18 protein-coding genes are annotated in these 20003 nt (G+C 63.3%); 12 read left to right on the top strand and 6 right to left on the bottom strand.

Annotated features, from left to right (window positions below):
- Positions 1-47: 47 nt before the first annotated feature.
- Complete coding sequence (locus VE26_RS01815) at positions 48-1523, bottom strand: MDR family MFS transporter (RefSeq protein WP_152658678.1); 1476 nt, start codon at positions 1521-1523, stop codon at positions 48-50.
- 356 nt (positions 1524-1879) lie between these two features.
- On the opposite strand from VE26_RS01815, the gene VE26_RS01810 reads away from it, so the two are divergent.
- Positions 1880-3019 (top strand): PA0069 family radical SAM protein, encoded by a 1140-nt coding sequence (locus VE26_RS01810; protein ID WP_052715601.1) that lies wholly within the window; start codon positions 1880-1882, stop codon positions 3017-3019.
- A 12-nt stretch (positions 3020-3031) separates the two neighbouring features.
- Here the strand turns inward: VE26_RS01810 and VE26_RS01805 are convergent, their stop codons facing one another.
- Both VE26_RS01805 and VE26_RS01800 read right to left on the bottom strand, forming a co-directional pair.
- A complete protein-coding gene (locus VE26_RS01805; protein WP_046104903.1) occupies positions 3032-3706 on the bottom strand; it encodes an HAD family hydrolase in 675 nt (224 codons plus the stop codon).
- Positions 3707-3758: 52 nt separating this feature from the next.
- On the bottom strand, positions 3759-4337 hold the full coding sequence (locus VE26_RS01800) for a hypothetical protein (RefSeq protein WP_046103513.1): 579 nt from the start codon (positions 4335-4337) through the stop codon (positions 3759-3761).
- A gap of 62 nt (positions 4338-4399) precedes the next feature.
- Between VE26_RS01800 and VE26_RS01795 the strand changes: the two genes are divergently transcribed.
- The 3 genes from VE26_RS01795 (at position 4400) to VE26_RS01785 (ending at position 6691) form a co-directional block, all read left to right on the top strand.
- Positions 4400-4777, top strand: a complete 378-nt coding sequence (locus tag VE26_RS01795; RefSeq protein WP_084619852.1) for a DUF4180 domain-containing protein — start codon at positions 4400-4402, stop codon at positions 4775-4777.
- A gap of 2 nt (positions 4778-4779) precedes the next feature.
- On the top strand, positions 4780-5472 hold the full coding sequence (locus VE26_RS01790; RefSeq protein WP_046103512.1) for a ribonuclease HII: 693 nt from the start codon (positions 4780-4782) through the stop codon (positions 5470-5472).
- An 82-nt stretch (positions 5473-5554) separates the two neighbouring features.
- Positions 5555-6691: a site-specific DNA-methyltransferase gene (locus tag VE26_RS01785; RefSeq protein WP_084619850.1), complete on the top strand. Its 1137-nt coding sequence runs from the start codon at positions 5555-5557 to the stop codon at positions 6689-6691.
- Between the two features lie 110 nt (positions 6692-6801).
- Here the strand turns inward: VE26_RS01785 and VE26_RS01780 are convergent, their stop codons facing one another.
- Positions 6802-7854, bottom strand: a complete 1053-nt coding sequence (locus tag VE26_RS01780; protein ID WP_046103511.1) for an A/G-specific adenine glycosylase — start codon at positions 7852-7854, stop codon at positions 6802-6804.
- A 25-nt stretch (positions 7855-7879) separates the two neighbouring features.
- Entirely contained in the window at positions 7880-8674 is a 795-nt protein-coding gene (locus tag VE26_RS01775) for an alpha/beta fold hydrolase (RefSeq protein ID WP_046103510.1), read from the bottom strand.
- A 103-nt stretch (positions 8675-8777) separates the two neighbouring features.
- Here VE26_RS01775 and VE26_RS01770 point away from each other — a divergent pair, with 103 nt between their 5' ends.
- From VE26_RS01770 to VE26_RS01760, 3 genes are all read left to right on the top strand, one after another.
- Positions 8778-9293: a DUF721 domain-containing protein gene (locus VE26_RS01770; RefSeq protein ID WP_160297780.1), complete on the top strand. Its 516-nt coding sequence runs from the start codon at positions 8778-8780 to the stop codon at positions 9291-9293.
- Positions 9294-9382: 89 nt separating this feature from the next.
- On the top strand, positions 9383-10156 hold the full coding sequence (locus tag VE26_RS01765) for a DsbA family protein (protein ID WP_052715599.1): 774 nt from the start codon (positions 9383-9385) through the stop codon (positions 10154-10156).
- A gap of 159 nt (positions 10157-10315) precedes the next feature.
- The gene (locus tag VE26_RS01760; protein ID WP_046104899.1) at positions 10316-13780 is read left to right on the top strand and encodes a chromosome segregation SMC family protein; all 3465 of its coding nucleotides are present in this window, start codon (positions 10316-10318) and stop codon (positions 13778-13780) included.
- A 386-nt stretch (positions 13781-14166) separates the two neighbouring features.
- Here the strand turns inward: VE26_RS01760 and VE26_RS01755 are convergent, their stop codons facing one another.
- A complete protein-coding gene (locus VE26_RS01755) occupies positions 14167-14436 on the bottom strand; it encodes a hypothetical protein (RefSeq protein WP_152658677.1) in 270 nt (89 codons plus the stop codon).
- 82 nt (positions 14437-14518) lie between these two features.
- On the opposite strand from VE26_RS01755, the gene VE26_RS01750 reads away from it, so the two are divergent.
- The 5 genes from VE26_RS01750 (at position 14519) to VE26_RS01730 (ending at position 19970) form a co-directional block, all read left to right on the top strand.
- Positions 14519-15064 carry a metallophosphoesterase gene (locus VE26_RS01750; RefSeq protein ID WP_046103507.1) on the top strand — a complete coding sequence of 182 codons (546 nt, stop codon included), beginning with the start codon at positions 14519-14521 and terminating at the stop codon, positions 15062-15064.
- A gap of 20 nt (positions 15065-15084) precedes the next feature.
- Positions 15085-16239 (top strand): hypothetical protein, encoded by a 1155-nt coding sequence (locus tag VE26_RS16940; RefSeq protein ID WP_152658676.1) that lies wholly within the window; start codon positions 15085-15087, stop codon positions 16237-16239.
- Between the two features lie 130 nt (positions 16240-16369).
- Positions 16370-16822 (top strand): LexA family protein, encoded by a 453-nt coding sequence (locus tag VE26_RS01740; RefSeq protein WP_244465603.1) that lies wholly within the window; start codon positions 16370-16372, stop codon positions 16820-16822.
- A complete protein-coding gene (locus tag VE26_RS01735) occupies positions 16819-18081 on the top strand; it encodes a Y-family DNA polymerase (RefSeq protein WP_046103506.1) in 1263 nt (420 codons plus the stop codon). The genes VE26_RS01740 and VE26_RS01735 overlap by 4 nt, the downstream gene beginning before the upstream one ends.
- A 92-nt stretch (positions 18082-18173) precedes the next feature.
- Entirely contained in the window at positions 18174-19970 is a 1797-nt protein-coding gene (locus VE26_RS01730; protein ID WP_046103505.1) for a DUF262 domain-containing protein, read from the top strand.
- Positions 19971-20003: the final 33 nt, after the last annotated feature.

The following is a 20003-nucleotide window of genomic DNA, read 5'->3' as shown; positions in this document are numbered from 1 at the left end:
CGCCGGTCGAACCGGCGCCCTTTGTGTCTTTGGCGGTGTGACCAGCCTTAGTGGCCGGCAGGCATCGCGCCCGGCGTCGCCATGGTGGGTCGACGCACGAAGGTTGCCGCCACCACCATCAGCACCGACACCACTGCCCCGCAGAGGAACCCGGCCCGGATACCGGCGGCGAGAGCCTCGACACCGTCAAGACCTTCGGCTGCGCTGGCCGCCGTGCGCAGGCTCATCACGGCCACGAACAGCGCGATGCCCGCGGCGCCGGCCACCTGCTGCACCGATCCGAGAATGGCGCTGGCATGGGAATAGAGCGGCATTGGCACCGAGCCCATTGACGAGGTGAAAAGCGGGGTGAAAGTCAATGCCAGCCCCAGGCTCAGGGTGACATGGCCCGCAACGACGGCCCAGACCGGCGTGTCGGTGCCCACCATGGTCAGCGCCCACATCACGGCCGAGACCAGGATCACGCCCGGAACCAGGAGCGGTCGCGGTCCGACGCGGTCGAACAGGCGCCCCACGATCGGTCCCATCAGGCCCATGAGCAGCCCGCCCGGCAACAGGATCATGCCGGTCTGCAGCGTATCGAGACCCAGCACGTTCTGCGTATAGATCGGCAGCAGGATGGAGGACCCCAGCAGCGCCACCATGGCGATGGCCATGGTCACCAGCGCAAAGGTGTAATTGCGGTGCTGCAATGTGCGCAGATCGAGCAGCGCCTTGTTTTCCGAGGCGAGACGCATCTGGCGCCAGACGAAGATCGCCATGGCCACGACACCGACCAGGATCGGCACGAAGGCCGGGATGGGTGAGGGGTGCTCGGCACCCTCGCCCAGGCTCGACAGGCCATAGACCAGGCCGCCAAAGGCCAGCGCAGACAGGATCACGGAGACGATGTCGAGCGGCGCAAAGCGGGGCGTCGAGACATTGCGAATGCGCGTTGCACCCAGGATCAGCGCGCCAATGGCGATGGGCAGGGTGAAATAGAACATGAAGCGCCAGTCGAAATGGCCCAGGATGAAGCCGCCGATCGTGGGGCCGATAGCCGGGGCAACGGCCATGACGATGGAGATATTGCCCATGGTCTTGCCGCGCCCTTCGGGCGGCACCAGCGTCATCACCGTGGTCATCAGGAGCGGCATCATGATCGCCGTGCCGATGGCCTGAACAACGCGGCCGGTCACCAGCAGCTCAAGGCCCGGCGCCAGCGCGCAAACCAGTGTCCCGACCGAAAACACCGACATGGCCAGAAGAAAGATCGGTCGCGTATTGATGCGCTGCAGGAGGAAACCGGTGATCGGAATGACCACCGCCATCGTCAGCAGGAACGCGGTGGTCAGCCATTGAGCCGCGCCGGCCGTCACGCCCAGATCAACCATCAGGTGGGGAATGGCCACGCTCATGATGGTTTCGTTGAGAAACACCACGAAGGTCGACACCAGAAGGATGGCGATGACCAGCCGGTTTCGTGCGGTGTGGTCGGGCGTTTCCGCCAAACTTTCCGGCAGCTCCTGAGCTGCTGCATCCATTGTCATCTCGTGTCCCTTTCGCGGTGGTTGCGGCCATGCGACGCTGCAGGCCGCCCAGTTTCGACATCCGTTCCGAACTTTGTGTGACAAGCCCTGTCAGCAGCGCGCCGCAGCCGTAAATCGGGCGTGGACAGCCCTTGGGATAGCGACGATGCGGAACCGGATGAAGGCCGGTTGTCTACGTCACGCGCCCTCTTGCGTCCAGTCTTGTAATGCATGGCGGCCCTGCCGATATATGCTTCAGGCGGACATCGGCCCAAATTGATGTTCTTGTTTTGTTCTCATTAACCTGCTAGCGTTCTGTCCTGTCGGACACAGCTCGATTCTGTGGCCGCAGCAGGCAGGAGACCACGACCATGGCCCTTTATCAGGCCCCTTCCTTTGAAGCTCTGGAGCGCTTGAGCCGCAGCCGCGACGCCGATCTGGCACGGCGCGAGCTGGTGCAGGCGCGGGGTCGCGGTGCGCAGTCCAACCGCTCGGGCCGTTTCGAGCCGCATCAGCGCGACAGCTTCGACGATGGCTGGGGTAGCGTCGAGCCAATGCCCCTGTTCGAAACGGTCGAACATATGGAGCGCGCCAAGTCGATCATCACCAGCAATGACAGTCCCGATATCGGCTTCGAGCGCTCGATCAATGCCTATCGCGGCTGCGAGCATGGCTGCTCTTACTGCTTCGCCCGGCCCAGCCATGCCTTTCTCGGTCATTCGGCGGGCATCGATTTCGAGCGCGACATCTACGTCAAGACCAATGCGGTCGAGGCGCTGAAATCCGAATTTGCTGCCCGGAACTATCGCCCCAAGCCCATTGCCATGGGCACCAATACCGATCCCTACCAGCCGGCCGAACGCAAGCACAAGCTGACGCGAGGCATTCTCGAAGTCATGCTGGAGACGCGCCATCCGGTGATGATCACCACGAAGTCGGCGCTGATCGCGCGCGATCTGGACATTCTGACCGAGCTGGCAGGGCTGGGCCTGGTCAAGGTCGCGATGTCGGTCACCTCGATGGACCACAAGCTCAGCCGCAAGATGGAGCCGCGCGCCTCCTCGCCCGCCCGGCGGCTTGAAGCCATTCGCCTGCTTTCCGAGGCCGGCATCCCCACCGCGATTTTCGCCTCGCCGATGATCCCGGCGATCAACGACATGGAGCTCGAGCGCATTCTCGATGCGGGCAAGGCCCAGGGCGCGATCAGTGCGCAGATGATCCTGTTGCGCCTGCCGGGCGAGGTGCGCGACGTGTTCCGCGAATGGCTCCTGCGGCACTTCCCGGACCGCGTCCGCCACGTCCTTTCGCTCGTGCGCGACACGCGCGGCGGCAAGGACTACGATTCGCGCTGGGGCACCCGCATGACCGGCGAAGGTCCCTATGCCACGCTTTTGCGCCAGCGCTTCGAAAAGGCCCGCGACCGCTATGGGCTGGAGGCCAAGCTTGCGGGCCTGCGCACCGATCTGTTCGAGGCGCCGAAGCTGGAAAGCAAGCAGATGAGCCTGTTCTAGGACGGGCCGCTGTCAGGCGAGCAACCGTGCCTTGATGAAATCGATCACGGCTTTTTCCCGATAATCGGGGACGCCCATGATGGCGCCCGCCGTCACCAGCTGTTCCGGCTTCAGTCCGGTTGCCATGCCGATGGTGGCAATACCGGCGGCAACGGCCGACGCGATCCCGGTCCGGGAATCCTCGAAGGCGACGCTGTGGGCCGCATCGGCGCCCAGCAGGCGCAGGCCCTCCAGATAGGGCAAGGGATGCGGCTTGCCATGGGCAAGGTCCTCGGCCACCACCACAGCCCGGAAGCGGTCCCGCACGGCTATGGCATCGAGCAATTGATCGGCATTGGCGCGCGGTGCATTGGTCACCGCCACCATCGGCACGCCCTCCCCGTCCGCCCAGTCGAGCAGCGCGCCCAGTCCCGGGACCGGCTCGATCCCCGCGCCGGCAAGCCGGCGGAAGGTGGCTTCCTTCTCGTTCATCACCGCAATGCGCTGCTCGGGCGTTTCCTCGGGCAGGAAGCGCGCCGCGATAGCCTCGTTGGCAAGGCCCTGCAGATGCTGGCCGAACCGTTCGCGATCGAAATGATGCCCACGCGGACCAAAGACCCGGTTGAAGGCCTCAAGATGCAGTGGATCGCTTTCCACCAGCGTGCCATCGATATCGAAAAGCAGCGCGGCGCCGGGCTTGAGAGGCATGTCGGTCCATTCCTTTGGAGTGGGGCGAACCGACACCATAGCGGCTAGGACGTCAATACTCGGCGACGCGCCGCGCATAGGTGGACATGAAGTCGAGCGAGGCCAGCACGCCGCGCAGCGACATTCGGCTTTCCACCGGCCTGTCCACACCGAGGAGCGGCACCGAGAGGGTCAGCGCATTGCGGTCACCCATCTTGTCGAGCACCTTCTGGCGGTCGTCGCCCAGAAGGAAGAACTGGTTCACGGTATTGTGCCGGGTCTCGATATCGGCGCCGAAGGAGAGGGCCAGCGGCGGCTCACCGCCGAAGCGCAAGACGATTGGTCGGCTCGTATCGTATTCGCCCTCATCGGGAGACACCGTGATCGCCAGGTCGATGTCGCCATTGAGCCGGTTATGAATCAGCGTCAGCTTGTAGGCCGGCAGGCCCGCGCCGTTCAATTCCTGGCTACCGGTGCTGGCAAAGCAGGAATAACCGTAATAATCGGTGGCATCTTCCTCGATGCTGTCGGGGCAGGCGGCCAGCCAGTCGCGGTGATATTCTCGCCATTCTCCAAAGGGATGATGGAAGGGCTCCGCCGCAGCCGGGCCGGCAAAAGCCAGCAGGGCGGCAAGCCAAATTGCATTGCGCATGGGTCTCTCTCACCTTTGCCCCCCGGCGCGACTCCTATATCAGCAGAGGACCGGATTGCGAAATGGACATCGGGATGCAGACCGAGATCGTCAACGGCGTTCATCTGTTTTTCGTCGCCGACCAGGGCCCTGCCCTGGGCAGCGAAGACGATGCGCTCGACCTGATCGGGCAGACCTATGGCAGCGCGGCGGAAATGCTCGTCGTGCCCGCGGCGCGTTTCGCTCCCCACTTTTTCGAGCTGGCCAACAAGCAGGCGGGACACTTCTTCCAGAAGCTGCAGAATTACCGGATGCGCCTCGCCATTGTGGGGGACATTTCCGCGCCCCTCGCCGCCAGCGGTGCGCTTCGCGACTTCGTGGGTGAAACCAACCGCATCGGGCATCATCTTTTCGTGGCGGACCGGGCCGCGCTCGACGCCGCCCTCGGCAGCAAAGCCTGATCATGGCCGCTCGCAGCAAGCCGGCACCGGATGCAAAAGCGCTCTTTGCGCCCGAGGCTGATTTTCCCGATTACAGCCACGAGCAGATGCTGATGGCGCGCGGCGCCCGCCTCGTTGCCGGCGTGGACGAAGCCGGCCGTGGCCCGCTGGCCGGTCCGGTCGTGGTCGCCGCCGTGCGGCTCGATCCGGACCGCATTCCCGCGGGGCTCAACGATTCCAAGAAACTGACGCCCGAGCGCCGCGACGCGCTCTATGACGAGATCATGGCCCATGCCGATGTCGCCATCGTGTCCGCGCCGCCGCTCGACATTCTCACCCGCAATATTCGCGGGGCCACGCTTGCCGCCATGGCCCGTGCCGTTCGCGCCCTGCCCCAGCCGGTCGATCGTGTGCTCGTCGATGGCCGCGACTTACCGCCCGACCTGCCCTGCCCGGGCCTGGCGCTGATCGGCGGCGACGGGCGCAGCGTCTCGATTGCGGCAGCCTCGATCATCGCCAAGGTAACGCGCGACCGCATGTGCGAAATCATGGATTGCGACGCGCCCCATTTCGGCTTTGCCGGCCACAAGGGCTATGGCACGGCCGCCCATCTCTCGGCGCTCGACCGGCATGGCCCCTGTCGCCACCATCGCGAGGCCTTTGCGCCGGTGGCGGCGCTCCTCGTGCGGCGGACCACGATCGCGGCGGCCGGTTAACCCCCTGCTAACCCCTTGCGAACGCTCCATTAACCTCGACGGTCTATAACGGGATCGTTAGTACTGCGTTAGGGTTAAGAGCATGTTGCGTACCGCGCGTACGGCCGCCAAGGCCGATGCGGAAAGGGAGGCCACGCGCCTTCCGATCGATACTATCCTTGTGGGCGATTGCATCGACCACATGAATAGCTTGCCGGCCGGCTCCATCGATCTCATCTTCGCCGATCCGCCTTACAACCTCCAGCTCGAGCAGGGGTTGACCCGTCCCGACCAGTCAAAGGTCGACGCCGTCGACGATGACTGGGACAAGTTCGACAGCTTCGCCCATTACGATGCCTTCACGCGCGGCTGGCTGGCTGCCGCCCGACGGCTGCTCAAGCCCGATGGCGCGCTCTGGGTCATCGGGTCCTATCACAACATTTTCCGCGTCGGCGCGGCGCTCCAGGATCTCGATTTCTGGATGCTCAACGACATCGTCTGGCGCAAGGCCAATCCGATGCCCAATTTCCGCGGCACGCGCTTTACCAATGCGCATGAGACGCTGATCTGGGCCGCCAAGAGCCAGAAGAGCCGCGTCACCTTCAATTATGAAGCCATGAAGCTGGCCAATGACGACACGCAGATGCGCAGCGACTGGCTGTTTCCCATCTGCACGGGCGCCGAACGCCTCAGGGGCGAGGACGACAACAAGCTTCACCCCACCCAGAAGCCTGAAGCGCTGCTGTTCCGGATTCTCAACGCCACCACCAAGCCCGGCGACATCGTGCTCGATCCCTTTTTCGGCACCGGAACGACCGGCGCCGTTGCGCGCAAGCTGGGCCGTCACTTCATCGGCATCGACCGCGAGGCCAGCTATATCGAGGGCGCGCGCCAGCGCATCGCCAGCATCCGGCCCGGCGTGTTCGAGGCGCTGCAATCCGTCACGCCCAAGCGCAAGGAAACCCGCATTCCCTTCGGTTCGCTGGTCGAACAGGGATTGATCGAAGTGGGTGCGCAACTTTTCGACTTAACGAAACGTTACTCTGCCATGGTTCGTGCAGACGGCTCGCTCGTCTCGGGTCCACACCAGGGATCGATCCACAAGGTCGGCGCTCTGGTTCAGGGATCTGAGTCATGCAACGGGTGGACCTTCTGGCACCACGAACGTTCCGGCAATGTCGAACCGATCGACTCCCTTCGGGCAGACATTCGCCAAAAACTTGATTTGCTTTCTGCCTGATCCTGACCTCCAATCTCCCTATCAGGCTCTACTCACTGGCCGCCGGTTTGCCCCGGCGGCCTTTTTCTTTGCGTCATCCGGCCGAAGCGAGCGGGTGACAAGGCTGGTGTTCAGCTGAGGCCGGCCTCGGCCAGCACCTTGCGGAACAAGGTCGGCAAAGCCTCTCTTCCGAGCGTCGCCGGCTCCGCCCACCAGCCATGCTCGAGCCCCTCGGGCGCAACCACGGCCGACCACACGTCCAGCTCCAGCCGGAAATGGGTGAAGACATGCACGATGCTGCCGCAGCGCCGCCATTCAGCGGTGAGGGGAAAGTCCGGCTCTGCCGGCTCGGCGACCCAGGGCGAGGTCGGCACCTCGGTCATGCTGGCCAGAAGCCCCTTGGCGGGGCGCGTCTGGAGATAGACGTCGCCGGCCGCATCCCGCATCACATAGGCATGGCCGCGCCGCACCGGCTTTTCCGCCTTGGCCGGCTTGACCGGATAGAGCAGAGGCGTGCCCTCGCGCGCGGCGATGCAGCCCGGCTGGAGCGGGCAGATGAGGCAGCTGGCATTGCGCGGGGCGCAGATCGTGGCGCCCAGATCCATCATGGCCTGGGCGAAATCCCCGGCCCTTTTTGGCACCGAAGCCTGAAGGGCAGCGCGCAGATCGTCCTTTACCTCCCGCACTGGCACGGGCACGGCATAAAAACGCGCCAGCACCCGGTCGAGATTGCCGTCGAGCACGGCAATGGGCTCGTCAAAACAGATCGCCGCAATGGCAGCGCTGGTATAGGCGCCGATCCCCGGCAGGGCCTGCAGGCCTGCCGAGCTTTGCGGAAAGACCCCGCCATGCTCTTTCACCACCGCCTGGGCGCAGGCATGCAGATTTCGCGCCCGGGCGTAATAGCCAAGGCCGGCCCATTCGCGCAGCACCGCATCGAGCGGGGCGGCGGCCAGGTCGAAGACTGTGGGCCAGAGACCGGTGAAACGCAGGAAATAGGCTTTTACAGCCGCCACCGTGGTCTGTTGCAGCATGACCTCGCTCAGCCAGACGCGATAAGGATCGGGGCTGATGCCGGCACGCCGGTCGCCCGGTGACACCCGCCAGGGCAGGTCGCGGGCGTGCAGATCGTACCAGTCAAGGACGGCGGACGAATCGACGGGATGATGATGGCTGAGAGGCATGGCCCCTCATACAATGCCAAAACGATCAATTCGCGCCAAAAAACGCCATCATGACCGGCGCGAGAGCCTCCTCGCTGACATCATGGCCCTGGCCTGGAAGAATGCGCCGGCTTGCGCCCGGCACTCCCGCCGCCACCCAGGCTGCGCCGGCATCGATGAAGTCAAAGCTGCTGTCTCCATTGACCACGAGTACAGGCACGGCAACGTCCCGCCAGCGCGCGGGCTGGCTGTCGCCATCGCGCGCCTCGGCCATCACCCGGTAGTCGTGCTCGATCGTGGCGCCGACGGCAGCGAATGCCGGCCAGGCCGGTGACCGCCTGAAAGCCTCCAGCTCCTCGGGCGACATGAATGCCCCCATGAAATGGCACATCATGCCTTCGCCATCGCCCTTCTCGGCCAGCGCCGCCACTTCCCCATGCTGCTTCCAGAGATCCTCGGTGGGCTGGCCGACATCCACCGGCGGCTCATAGAGGAACAACGAGGTCACTTTTCCGGGCAGCGCCGCAGCGGCTTCCAGCGCCAGCACGGCCCCCGACGACATGCCATATAGTCCTGCACGCCCACCCATGGCGTCGATCAGCGCTTCGATGTCCTCTATTTCACGCGCCACGGCATAAGGCAGTGTGTCGGTAGAGGCGCCGCGGCCGCGACGGTCGAAATTGACCATCGTGAAGTGCGATGCGAGATGGTCTATGAGCCGTGGCGTGGCATGGTCTATGGCGCGATACTGGGTAGCCCCTGCGACCAATATAATGACCGGGCCGCTCCCCCTGACGTCATATCCAATGGTGGTGCCGTCCCGGGATATCAATGTCGGCATCTGTGCCTCCTGCGAACAAAATCAGTACCGCGACGGATGACGGACGACAGTCTCGACAATCCAAGGCACTTGTATCTGCGCCTGAGCGGGCGATATGTGGATCATGCCCGAGGATAAACTGCCAGAATACAAGCGCCGCAACCGAGCCGTTTCCGTCGCCGATGCGCTGGCAGGCGCGATCGACCCGGTGCTGCGCAAACGCGGCTTTGCCAGCCGGGACATCATTTCGCACTGGTCGCTGATCGCGCCGGCGCCCTTTAACGAAACCACCCTGCCCGAAAAGCTGAGCTGGCCGCGCGCCAGCAACAATGCCGATGGGGCAACGCTGGTGCTGCGCTGCGCGCCCGGCCAGGCTCTCTTTGCCCAGCACGAGGCGCCCGCGATCGCGGCGGCGGTGAACCGCTATTTCGGCTATGTGCTCGTGCGTGACGTGCGCCTCTCCGCCGAGCCGTTCACGCCCGGTTCAGGCCGCAAGGTGCAGAAACAGCACAAGCCCAGCCCGGACGCCATTGCCAGGGTGGGCGCACAGACCGAAAGGGTCGAGGATGAGACTTTGCGGGAAGCGTTGCGGGTCCTGGGCCTGGCACTGTCCAGCAAAACGGAACGAAACAACGGATAGACTGTTCACCGCGTGTTGATATCTGTGCCCACTTGCCGACACCTTCACGCGGTGTAGTGTCGCCCAGCCAATTATTAGGAGCCTTCGACGTGAAATTCAATCGCCGCGAAACCATCATTCTTGCTGCTGCCGCTTCGGCGCTGAGCCTTTCGGGGGTCGGGCTGGCGCAGGGCGCTGAGGGTGACGTGATCGATACCGCCAGGTTGATGGCGCCCGCCGGCGGCCTGGTCGATCACGCCGAGGGCAATCCGGACGCTCCGGTCACGGTGATCGAATATGCTTCGCCCACCTGCCCGCACTGCGCCACCTTCCACAATTCGGTCTACGAGCCTTTCAAGGCCCAGTATATCGACACCGGCAAGGTGCTGTTCATCGTGCGCCCGTTCGCGCGCAACGCGCTGGACGCCGCCATCTTCATGCTGGCCGAAGCCGCTGGCCCGGAAAACTACCACAACGTCGTGGCCACCTATTTCCGCACCCAGAATGACTGGGGCATGTCGGAAACGCCGCGCGACGCCCTCTATAACATTGCCCTGCAGCTCGGCTTTACAGAGGAAAGCTTCAACGCTGCCTTGACGAATCAGGACGTGCTGACCGGGATTGAAGCGCAGAAGAACCAGGCTCTCGACGAGTTCGGCCTGACGGGGACGCCGACATTCTATGTCAATGGCAAGACACTTTCCGGTGGCAAGACGCTCGAGCAGCTCGCTGCCGAGATCGACCCCCTCGTGCCTGCCGATTTCGTCGCTCCGACCACGACGAGCGAGACCCCTGCGGCGCCCGCACCGGCTGCCGATGCAACGGCTCCAGCGGCCGACGCCATGGCTCCTGCCGCCGAAGCTCCCGCTCCCGCTGCGCAGTAAGTATCGAGACGGAGCTCCGGCTCCGTCGCGTCCCTCCCCCTTGAGGGGAGGGAATGAGGGATGGGGTCCAGCACCGGATTACTGGACCACCTCGACCTTCGTCTTGATCCTGAGAGGACCAGAGGTCGAAAATCCGGGCTCTGACATGGGTGGATGCCCATGAAATTCTCCCGCCTGCACCTTCATGGCTTCAAGTCCTTTTCCGATGAAACCGTGCTCGTCATGGAGCCTGGGCTGACCGGCATTGTCGGACCCAATGGCTGTGGCAAGTCCAATCTTGTCGAGGCCATGCGCTGGGTCATGGGCGAAAGCTCTTACAAGGCCATGCGCGCCTCGGGCATGGACGATGTCATCTTTTCGGGCTCCGGCAATCGCCCGGCGCGCAACACGGCCGAGGTTACGCTCGTCCTCGACAATGCCGACCGCACGGCGCCCGCCGCCCTCAATACGGCCGACATCCTCGAAGTCACTCGCCGCATCGAGCGCGAGGCCGGCTCCGTCTATAAGGTCAACGGCAAGGAAACCCGCGCCCGCGACGTGCAGCTCCTCTTTGCCGATGCCTCGACGGGTTCGCGTTCTCCCTCGATGGTGCGGCAGGGACAGATTGGCGAACTCATCGCTGCCAAGCCCACCGCCCGGCGCGCCCTGCTCGAAGAAGCCGCCGGAATTTCGGGCCTTCATTCCCGGCGGCACGAGGCGGAATTGCGCCTGCGCGCAGCCGAGGGCAATCTCGAGCGCGTCGACGACATCATCGCCCAGGTCGGCTCCCAGCTCGAAACCCTCAAGCGCCAGGCGCGCCTTGCCACCCGTTATCGCAGCCTTTCGGGGGACATCCGCCGCATCGAGGCGACCCTCTTCCATCTGCGCTGGGTGGCGAGCCGCGTCGCGGAAAAAGAAAATGAGGCCAGCCAGGCGGTGCTGATCCGCGCACTGGCAGACGCCAATCACGCCCATCACCTGACGCTCCAGGCCGCCGAGACCGCTGAGGGCGCGCTGACCCCGCTGCGCGAGCGCGAAGCGGTCACCGGGGCGGTGCTGCAACGCTACACGATCCTGGCCGAACAGCTCGCCGACGAGGCGCGCCGGCTTGGCCAGCGCCGCGTCGAGCTCGAGGGACGCCTGCACCAGATCGCAGCAGACGGGACGCGCGAACGCGACCTGATCGCCGAGAGCGAGACGACCCTTTCGGCCTATCATGACGAGATCGCGCAGCTGACCGCCGAGCAGGAAGAGGCCCAGGCCGCATTCGATGCCGCGCGCGAACTGGCCGACGCTGCCCGAGCCGCCGCCAATGCGGCCGAAGCCGAGACCCGCGAGGCCGCCGATGCGCTGGCGCAGATGCGGGCCCGCCGCGCCCAGGCCGAGCGATCGGTACTCGATGCCCGCAGCCGCCAGACGCGCCTTGCCCAGCAATTGGCCGATATCGAAACCGAGCGAGGCGAACTCGTCGCCCGGCTCGATGCCGATGAGACGCTGGGGCTCAGCCGGGCCGCACTCGAGGCCGCGCAGGAACACGCCGCCCAGGCCGAACAGCGCGCCATCGCCGCCGAAGAACAGGCCGGGTCGGCACAGGACGCGCTCGACGAGGCCCGGCCGCGCCTTGCCGAGCTCGAGGCGCTCGTCACCCGGCTCGACGCCGAAGCCTCGACCCTGGCCCGCATGCTCAATACCGGCGCCAGCCTCTGGCCTGCCGTCATGGACGAGTTGCAGGTTGCGCCCGGCTACGAAACCGCGCTCGGCGCCGCCCTGGGCGATGATCTCGAAGCGTCCTCGGATGCCGGCGCGCCGATGCACTGGTCGATCGCCATCGATCGCTATGACGATCCGCCTTTGCCGCAGGGCGCCGAGCCCCTGTCGCGCCATGTCAGGGGGCTCAATCTGCTCGAACGCCGCCTGGCCCAGATTGGGCTCGTTGACGCGGTGGACGGCCCGGCGCTGATGGCCGCTCTCAAGCCCGGCCAGCGCCTCGTGACGCTGGATGGTGCGATGTGGCGCTGGGACGGTTTCGTCGCCGCTGCCGATGCGCCCAGCCCGGCCGCGCAGCGCCTGGCCCAGCGCAACCGGCTGGCCGAGCTGGACGAGGAACTCACCCGAGCCAAGGCCGAGCGCAATGCCTGGAAGCGCGATGTCGAGGCCCGCGCCAAAGGGCTCGATGAAGCCCGTCATGCCGAGCGCCAGGCGCGCGAGGACTGGCGTGCCGCCCAGCATGCCATCGGTGCTGCCCAGGCCGGCCATGACAAAGCCCAACGCGCCGCTGGCGATCTCGCCACGCGTCGCTCCACCCTCGAAGAGGCGCAGGCCCGGCTCACTGCCAGCCTTGTCGAAGCCGAGGCGATGCAGGCCGAGGCCGAGGACTTGCTGTTCGAGGCGGGCGACGAGACGACGATGGCCGATGCTGTCGAAGCCGGGCAGCAACGCCTTCTGGCCCTGCGTGACCGTGCCGATCAGGCCCGCGTCACGCTCGGCAATGTCGAGGCCGGCGCGCGTATGCGCCAGGCCCGTATCGATCAGCTGGCCCGCGACAGCGCAGCCTGGCAACGCCGTCGTGACGCCGCCCGCGCCCAGATCGATATCCTCGACCAGCGCCTGGGCGAGGTCAATGCGCAGCTCGCCGAGCTCAGCGAAGCGCCGGACGGCTTTGCCAGCCGCCGCGCCCAGCTCGAAGACCAGATCGAAACAGCGCGAGACGAACACCAGGCCGCCGGTGACAGCCTCAGCCGCGCCCAGACCGAATGGCGCGATGCCGACCGGGCGCTGAAAGCCGCCGGCGATACGCTCAATTCGGTGCGCATCGAGCTGACCCGCATCGAGGAGCGGCTCAAGGGCAGCATGGCCCAGCGCCAGCAGATCGAGCGGCAGATCGAGGAGACACTGGGCATTCCGGCCAGCCGCACGCTCGAAGCGTCCGGCATCCGCCCCGAACAGGCTTTGCCCGCCGAGCCGGCCATCGAGCAGAAGCTCGACCGGCTGAGGGCCGAGCGCGAGCGGCTGGGCGGGGTCAATCTGGGTGCCGAGAAGGAAGCCGAGGAGGTCCAGGCCCGGCTCGATACCATGGTGGCCGATCGCGACGACGTCATCGAGGCCATCGCCAAGCTGCGCGCCGGCATTTCAACGCTCAACCGCGAGGGCCGCGCCCGGCTCAACGAGGCGTTCGGCAAGGTGAATGCCTATTTTCAGGAATTGTTCACCACCCTGTTCGGCGGCGGCACGGCGGAGCTGAGCTTTGTGGAAAGCGAGGATCCGCTGGAAGCCGGGCTCGAGATCATCGCCCGCCCGCCTGGCAAGAAGCCGCAGACCATGACCCTGTTGTCGGGCGGCGAGCAGGCGCTCACCGCCATGAGCCTGATCTTTGCGGTCTTCCTCACCAATCCCGCCCCGATCTGCGTGCTCGACGAGGTCGATGCGCCCCTCGACGATGCCAATGTCGAGCGGTTCTGCAACCTCCTCGACAGCATGCGCCAGCGCACCAATACGCGCTTCATGGTCATCACGCACAATCCGATTACCATGAGCCGGATGGACCGGCTGTTCGGCGTGACCATGGCCGAGCGCGGCGTCAGCCAGCTCGTCTCGGTGGACCTGACGACTGCCGAAAGTTTTCGCGAAGCGGTCTATGTTCAGTGAAGCATAAGCTGCGCATGGAAGCATGAGATGAGTCAACCGGAAGCGTAAAATGCGATCCGAAGTACTCTAGAGTGGTCCCCTGCCCTGTGATGACCATGAAGCGCGTGTTGGTGCGCTGGCGCATCGAGTCGAGGAGGTTGCAGAAACGCTCGACATCGGCGTCGTCGAGGAAGGGTCTTGCCTGGAACGCAGATTGAACCGAGACGTCTAGGAGTTGACGATCGCTCTCAGCGATATCCGGTGAAGTCGCCTTAGCGCAAACCCTTGTGTCAATTCTCTATTGTCATCTGCCGACTGGTGGTTGGTGGTGATGGTGAAAACACCAAAGTTGTGCTTTAACAACCAATGTTCTGCACTGACCACCAATCGGTAATCATTGTTCACGCCTAACGAAAGACCCGGACGGAAGCGGTATCGGTCTGGTTTTCGGGTGTTTCAGCTCTTTTTTGCTCACTTCTTGGTCCAGTGAGTTCGCCTTCGAGCCGGTCCAGCGCTCTGACATCGAGGCCAACCGATTTCATGCGTTGGTAGAGCTCGACAAGACGAAGCCGTCGCCTGATCGTCTCGTCCATGGCATCTCCGCGCATTCTGCGCTGGAGCGCCCAGCCCAATGCGGCCAACACCGTTCCAGTCGCCGTTGCCAATATCTGCAGCATCTGCTTCCTCCTGATGGACAAAGCATAAGCCTTTGGCCGACGCCGGGGATAAACTGCACCACTGAATTGAGAGGCACCTGGCATGAGCAACGCCAACCTGACAGTGATCGACCATAGGCACTGGTTCGTCGGTGATACGCACTTCGGTCATACCGGGATCCTCGATATGGCGGCACGGCCCTACCCTGGCATCAAGGCGCACGATCGTGACCTTGTCCGCAAATGGAACGACCTGGTTCAGCCTCGGGATACGGTTTGGCACCTGGGTGACGTAGCCGGAGACGATGTACCATTCGATGAGGTAGCGACGAACTTCAAACGCCTCCACGGGATCAAGAGGCTGATCGTGGGCAACCATGATGGGGAGGAAGTGCGCACAAAGCTGGACTGGGCAAGCGTCGACGACATCCGCACCCTCGTGGCGCGCGACTGCAAGGTCGTCCTCTGCCACTACCCGCTTATGGAGTGGGAAGGCTACTTCTCGGGTGACCTGCACTTCCATGGGCATACCCATGACCGGATCCCCTCCACGCGCCGCCGGTGGGACTGTGGCGTTGATCACCAGTCGTTCCTGCCGATGACGTTCAGCCAGATTACGAAGCGCATGGCGATGTTGCAGGATGTTTAGGACATCTACGGGAGAGCAAATTGAGTAAGATGGTGGTGCTTAAGCCGATCGTGTGGAACTCGAACGGCTATCTCTTTCCAACCGGAGATGCCACGTCGAGCGGGTATGCAGGGGATCACGGCTATGGGCACGAGGAGTGGAACGGCAGATCCGATTGGGTTTGGAAAGGTTGGAAGGTATTCCATACCCAAGGCAAGGGTCAGATGTTCCAATATGCCGAGGACGGTGACCTTGGGATCGTGATGACCACGATGCTGGAGGGGCGGTTCTATGCCGTTGGGGTAGCTTGCGCTGTATACACCAACACGGATGAAGACCGAGATGCGATAGCGCGGGATCTCAAGTTACGTGCCTACGGCGCCGAGCTTTGGAAGCTTGAGGGGATAAGACAGCGAAAGTCCAGCAAGTCGGAGTTCGACAGGCATTGGAAAGGTGCGCACAAGTGGGTGCAGTGGCGTTGCCCGCAGACGCATTACGCTTGGTTCAGCAAACCTGTGCCGATAATCCCCGACGACCTCATTCCGTCCTCAGATCCCGCGAAGCCCCGTCAGGCGATCGTAAAGATGCACGGCAGCTACCAGGCTGTCAGGCCCGACCAGGCGCTTTCCATCATCGCCGACGCACTGCCGTCTTCCCACCCAATTATCGGTTGGCTTTCGACAGACGACTTCGACGAAGTCTCTGCGCCGCACGTGCGGAACGCGCCGCCCCCACGCGGCGGTTCTGGCCGTAGTGCCGCGACCGCAAGCGATCCCTATACGCGCTACCTACAGGAGAACGAGTTCCAGATTACCCCGAAGCACCACCACTTGCAGACGGCCTTCGAGGACTTCCTGGAGGCTTCTGGTGCAACGGGCATACTACCTAACCTTGAGCGCGTGGACCTGAGGTACGAGGATGCCGAGATCGGGACCGTGCTGGTTGAGGTGAAGCCGAGCGACCCTGCTACGGTGCGGTTCGCGATACGAACTGCTATCGGGCAACTTCTGGATTACCGACAGAAACAGGCTGGCGACCCGAAGCTCCTCATCGTCGTGGGCTGCAAACCCTGCGCGCACGACTTGGCGCTTGCAAATGAAAATGGGTTCGGCTTGGCCTGGCAAGCCGATGATGGCTTCGAGACGAGCTGGCCTGCTGTCGGAGTACGAACGCGCCGGCGGCCCCGTCATCTGTAATGCTCCGGCAGGACAGGTGCCCTTCGCTGGCCATCAATAGCCACTGCTGTCAACCGCATCAGCTCAAATAGTGTTCTTGTTTTGTTCGTAGCCATCGCTCATCCTGAAAGGAATCGACGACGGAGACGATATGGACCTCACCACCGCCATCGCTGACCACCGCATGCCGGTGCCCGTGTCCTCGCTGATCCAGCTGAGCGTGCCCCTCGTCGGTCAAACCGTCCACGCCGGCTTCCCCTCGCCGGCAGACGACTTCATCGAGGACATGATCGACCTGAACCAGGTGCTAGTTCAGAACCCGACCGCGACCTTCCTGTGGCGGGTCGTCGGCGACTGCATGATCGACGTGAAGATATTCCCCGGCGATGTCGTCATCGTCGACCGTTCGTTGGCGCCCAAGCATCGGTCCATCGTTCTCGCGATCATCGACGGCGAACCAACACTCAAGCGCCTCCATCGTCGTGGCGGCGTCTTCGTGCTGCAGAACGAGAACGCCAAGCTGCCGCCCTTCCTGATCTCGGAAGGGACAGAAGTATCTGTGTGGGGCGTGGTGACGGCGACCATCCGCGATCTCAAGAAATGACTGCCTTCGCGCTGGTCGACGGCAACAGCTTCTACTGCTCCTGCGAGCGCGTGTTCGATCCGCGGCTCGAGAAGCGTCCCGTCATCGTCCTCAGCAACAACGACGGCTGTGCCGTGGCGCGCACCAACGAGGCAAAAGCCCTCGGCATCCGCATGGGCCACCCGTACTTCCAGATCAAGGACCTGTGCCGGCGCGAAGGCGTGGTGGCGCTGTCCAGCAATTATGCTCTCTATGGCGACATGAGCCGGCGCCTGAACCAGATCTACGACCGCTTCAGCCCGGACGTAGAGATTTATTCGATCGATGAAAGCTTCATCGACGTCAGCCGGCTGCCGGTGAAGGACCGCACCACCTGGGCGAAGGACCTGCGGTCGACGGTCAAGCAGTGGTCGGGCATCCCGACTTGCGTCGGTATCGGCCCAACCAAGACCCTTGCCAAGCTCGCCAACAAGGTGGCCAAGAAGCTGGCCGATGGCGTCCTTGATCTCAGCGGCTCCACCGAACGAGAGCGAGTAATGGCCGACTTCCCGATCGGCGACGTCTGGGGCATTGGGCCCGCCAACCAAGCCAAGCTCGCCGCCATGGGCATTCAGTTCGCCGGTCAGGTGCGAGACCTGGAGCCGCGGCAAGCCCGGCAGCTCATGACCGTCGTCGGCGAGCGGCTAGTGCATGAACTCAATGGTCGATCGTGCCTGCCGCTTGAGACCGTACCGCCGGTGCGCCAAGGATGTGCCGTCACTCGGTCGTTCGGGCAACGCGTCACCCGCAAGCCGGAGATGGAGCAAGCCGTAGCCGGCTACGCCACTCGTCTTGGCGAGAAGCTCAGGCGCCATGGCCTCGCCACCGACCAGGTCACCGTCTTCATGCACACCAGCCGGTTCGACGACGATGAACCGCAGCGCAGCGTATCGATGACCGTGGATCTGCCCGAGGCCACCAACGACACTCTGACGTTGATCAAGGCCAGCCGGCGCGCCGTCGACCAGCTCTGGAAGTCGGGATACCGCTACGCCAAGGCCGGCATCGTCACGCAGGACCTGGTGCCGCCATCAGGATCGCAGCAAGCCTTGTTCGATGGTCTCGACCATGAGCGAGCCGCACGGGTCATGCAGGCGCTCGATGAAGCCAACAAGCGGTGGGGGCGGGCCACCGTCTTCCCGGCGGCGATGGGGATCAAGCGCGAGGCGTTCTCAACCAAGTTCGAGATGCGCACGCCGCGGTACACGACGCGGTGGGACGAACTGCCGGAATGCCGGTGAGGTTGTACCCTCTATCCTTACCGCAGCCCTCTGGACTTGCGATCAGAACCCCATGAATGTGCGTGCTGTCAGCAGCTTAGATCGAGTTTGAAATGCCCATCAGCATTGGCGCCAATACCGTCGGCGGGATATTCGCCACCAACTGTTTCCGCGTTCCCCATTACCAGCGGGCCTACGCCTGGGAGAGCGATCCTCAGCTGCAGGATTTTCTAAACGATCTGGTATCGCATCCAACGTCCGCCAGCCGCCCGTATTATCTGGGCACGGTTCTACTCACGCGATCCGAGTCCCAGCCGTATGCGCGACTGACGCAGTACGACGTCGTGGACGGGCAACAACGACTTACGACGATCTCAATCTTCACACGTTGCCTGCTGGATAGGCTGTCGAAGAACCCGGAACAGACCGAGACCGTCACCGAATTCACTTACGGGCTACTGTTCTCGATGGGCAAGCTGAGGTTGTTTCGGACGGTGGAGGAGGACGATGCGTTCTTTGAGCGCTTCGTGACTGGAGACGATCACGCAACCGACAGCGACTGTAACTCGCCCTCTCAGCACAGGCTCACATCAGCCAAACGCTTCTTCGATCACCAGCTCGAGCAGTTCAGCGACGCTCGGCTTGTTGAATTGTTGAACACTCTCTTCAACAGCACGATCCTGATCTACGCTGTAGACAGCCCGATCGAGGCAACCCAGATTTTCGAGTTCCAGAACGACCGAGGCAAGCGTCTCACCAATTTGGAAGCCTTGAAGAGCTTCCTGATGCACGGGCTTTATCTTCATTCCGATGAGAACACGGAGAACAATCTCCGGTATGTGCAGCAGCAGTTCGCCCGGCTGTATCGCACTGCTGAAGCGATCGAAGGTGAACCGCTGGCGCCAGGTGAGGATCAGCTTCTTGGCTACTACTGCGCCGCTTACCTGCCGCCAGTGTTCTTTGGTGATGAAGAAGGCTGGCGTAAGCCGAAGGAGCTGGTGCGGCACCTCCTCCAGACGCCAAAATACCTCAAGAACGGCGACCGCAGTGAGTTGATCAAACGCTTCTCTGCCGAGTTGGCGGACGCATTCGGTGATGCTCTGCAGATCCTGAGATCGCGCGCAGGAGCCAATCCGGTGGCCAGTCTCTCCGTACTAGGGCGGACCGCTATCTTTTGGCCGCTCCTCATCAAGACCTGGCGGCACTCACAGCTTCATCGGCCAAGTGAGTTCAGCCGTGTCACCGCCGAAATGGAGCGCTTCGCCAGTGCCAGTTCGCTCGCCGGTGTAAGAGCCGACACGGGCGAGAGTGCTGTCCGGCGGCTGGCCAACGAATTCTCAGGCAACCTCGACGCCGTCATAGCAGAATTGGTCGCAATGCGAGCCAAGCACAGGATCCCTGACAGGGTGCTTGCCACCATAGATGATCGCGAGTTCTATCAACTGGGTCGTACCGCTCGTTATGTTCTCTGGAAATACGAGAATCACCTGCGGTCGTTGCCTGGGTGCAGGGAGCAGCTACTCAGCTGGAAAGAGCTCGTCCAGAGTTCCAACACCGCCGAGCAATATGGGGTTGATCACATAACCCCCCAGGATTCCAGCGACGCGATGTTGGATGCCATGACCCGTTGGGATCCCACCAGCCTCGATGAGGTAGAGGGCCCTTTTCGTGACGTGTTCCTTCATCGATTGGGGAACCTCGTTCTAGATACACGTTCCACCGGTGCAGCGAAGGGGAAGAAGTCGTTCAGCGATCGGGTAGCCAACTATTCGAAATCGACGTTCGTCTCTCAAAACGAGTTACTGACCAAGTATGCCTCCAAATCAGTGGATGGTGATCTACTCTGGGACGCAGACTCCATCCGAACTCGACACAAGGACCTGAAGCAGTTTATCACCCAGCATCTTTGAGGCATGGATGAAAGCAAACGGAAACCCTTGGCG

The organism is Devosia chinhatensis (assembly GCF_000969445.1).
GTDB classification, from domain to species: Bacteria; Pseudomonadota; Alphaproteobacteria; order Rhizobiales; family Devosiaceae; genus Devosia; species Devosia chinhatensis.
This window is presented reverse-complemented; position numbering and strand designations above follow the sequence as displayed.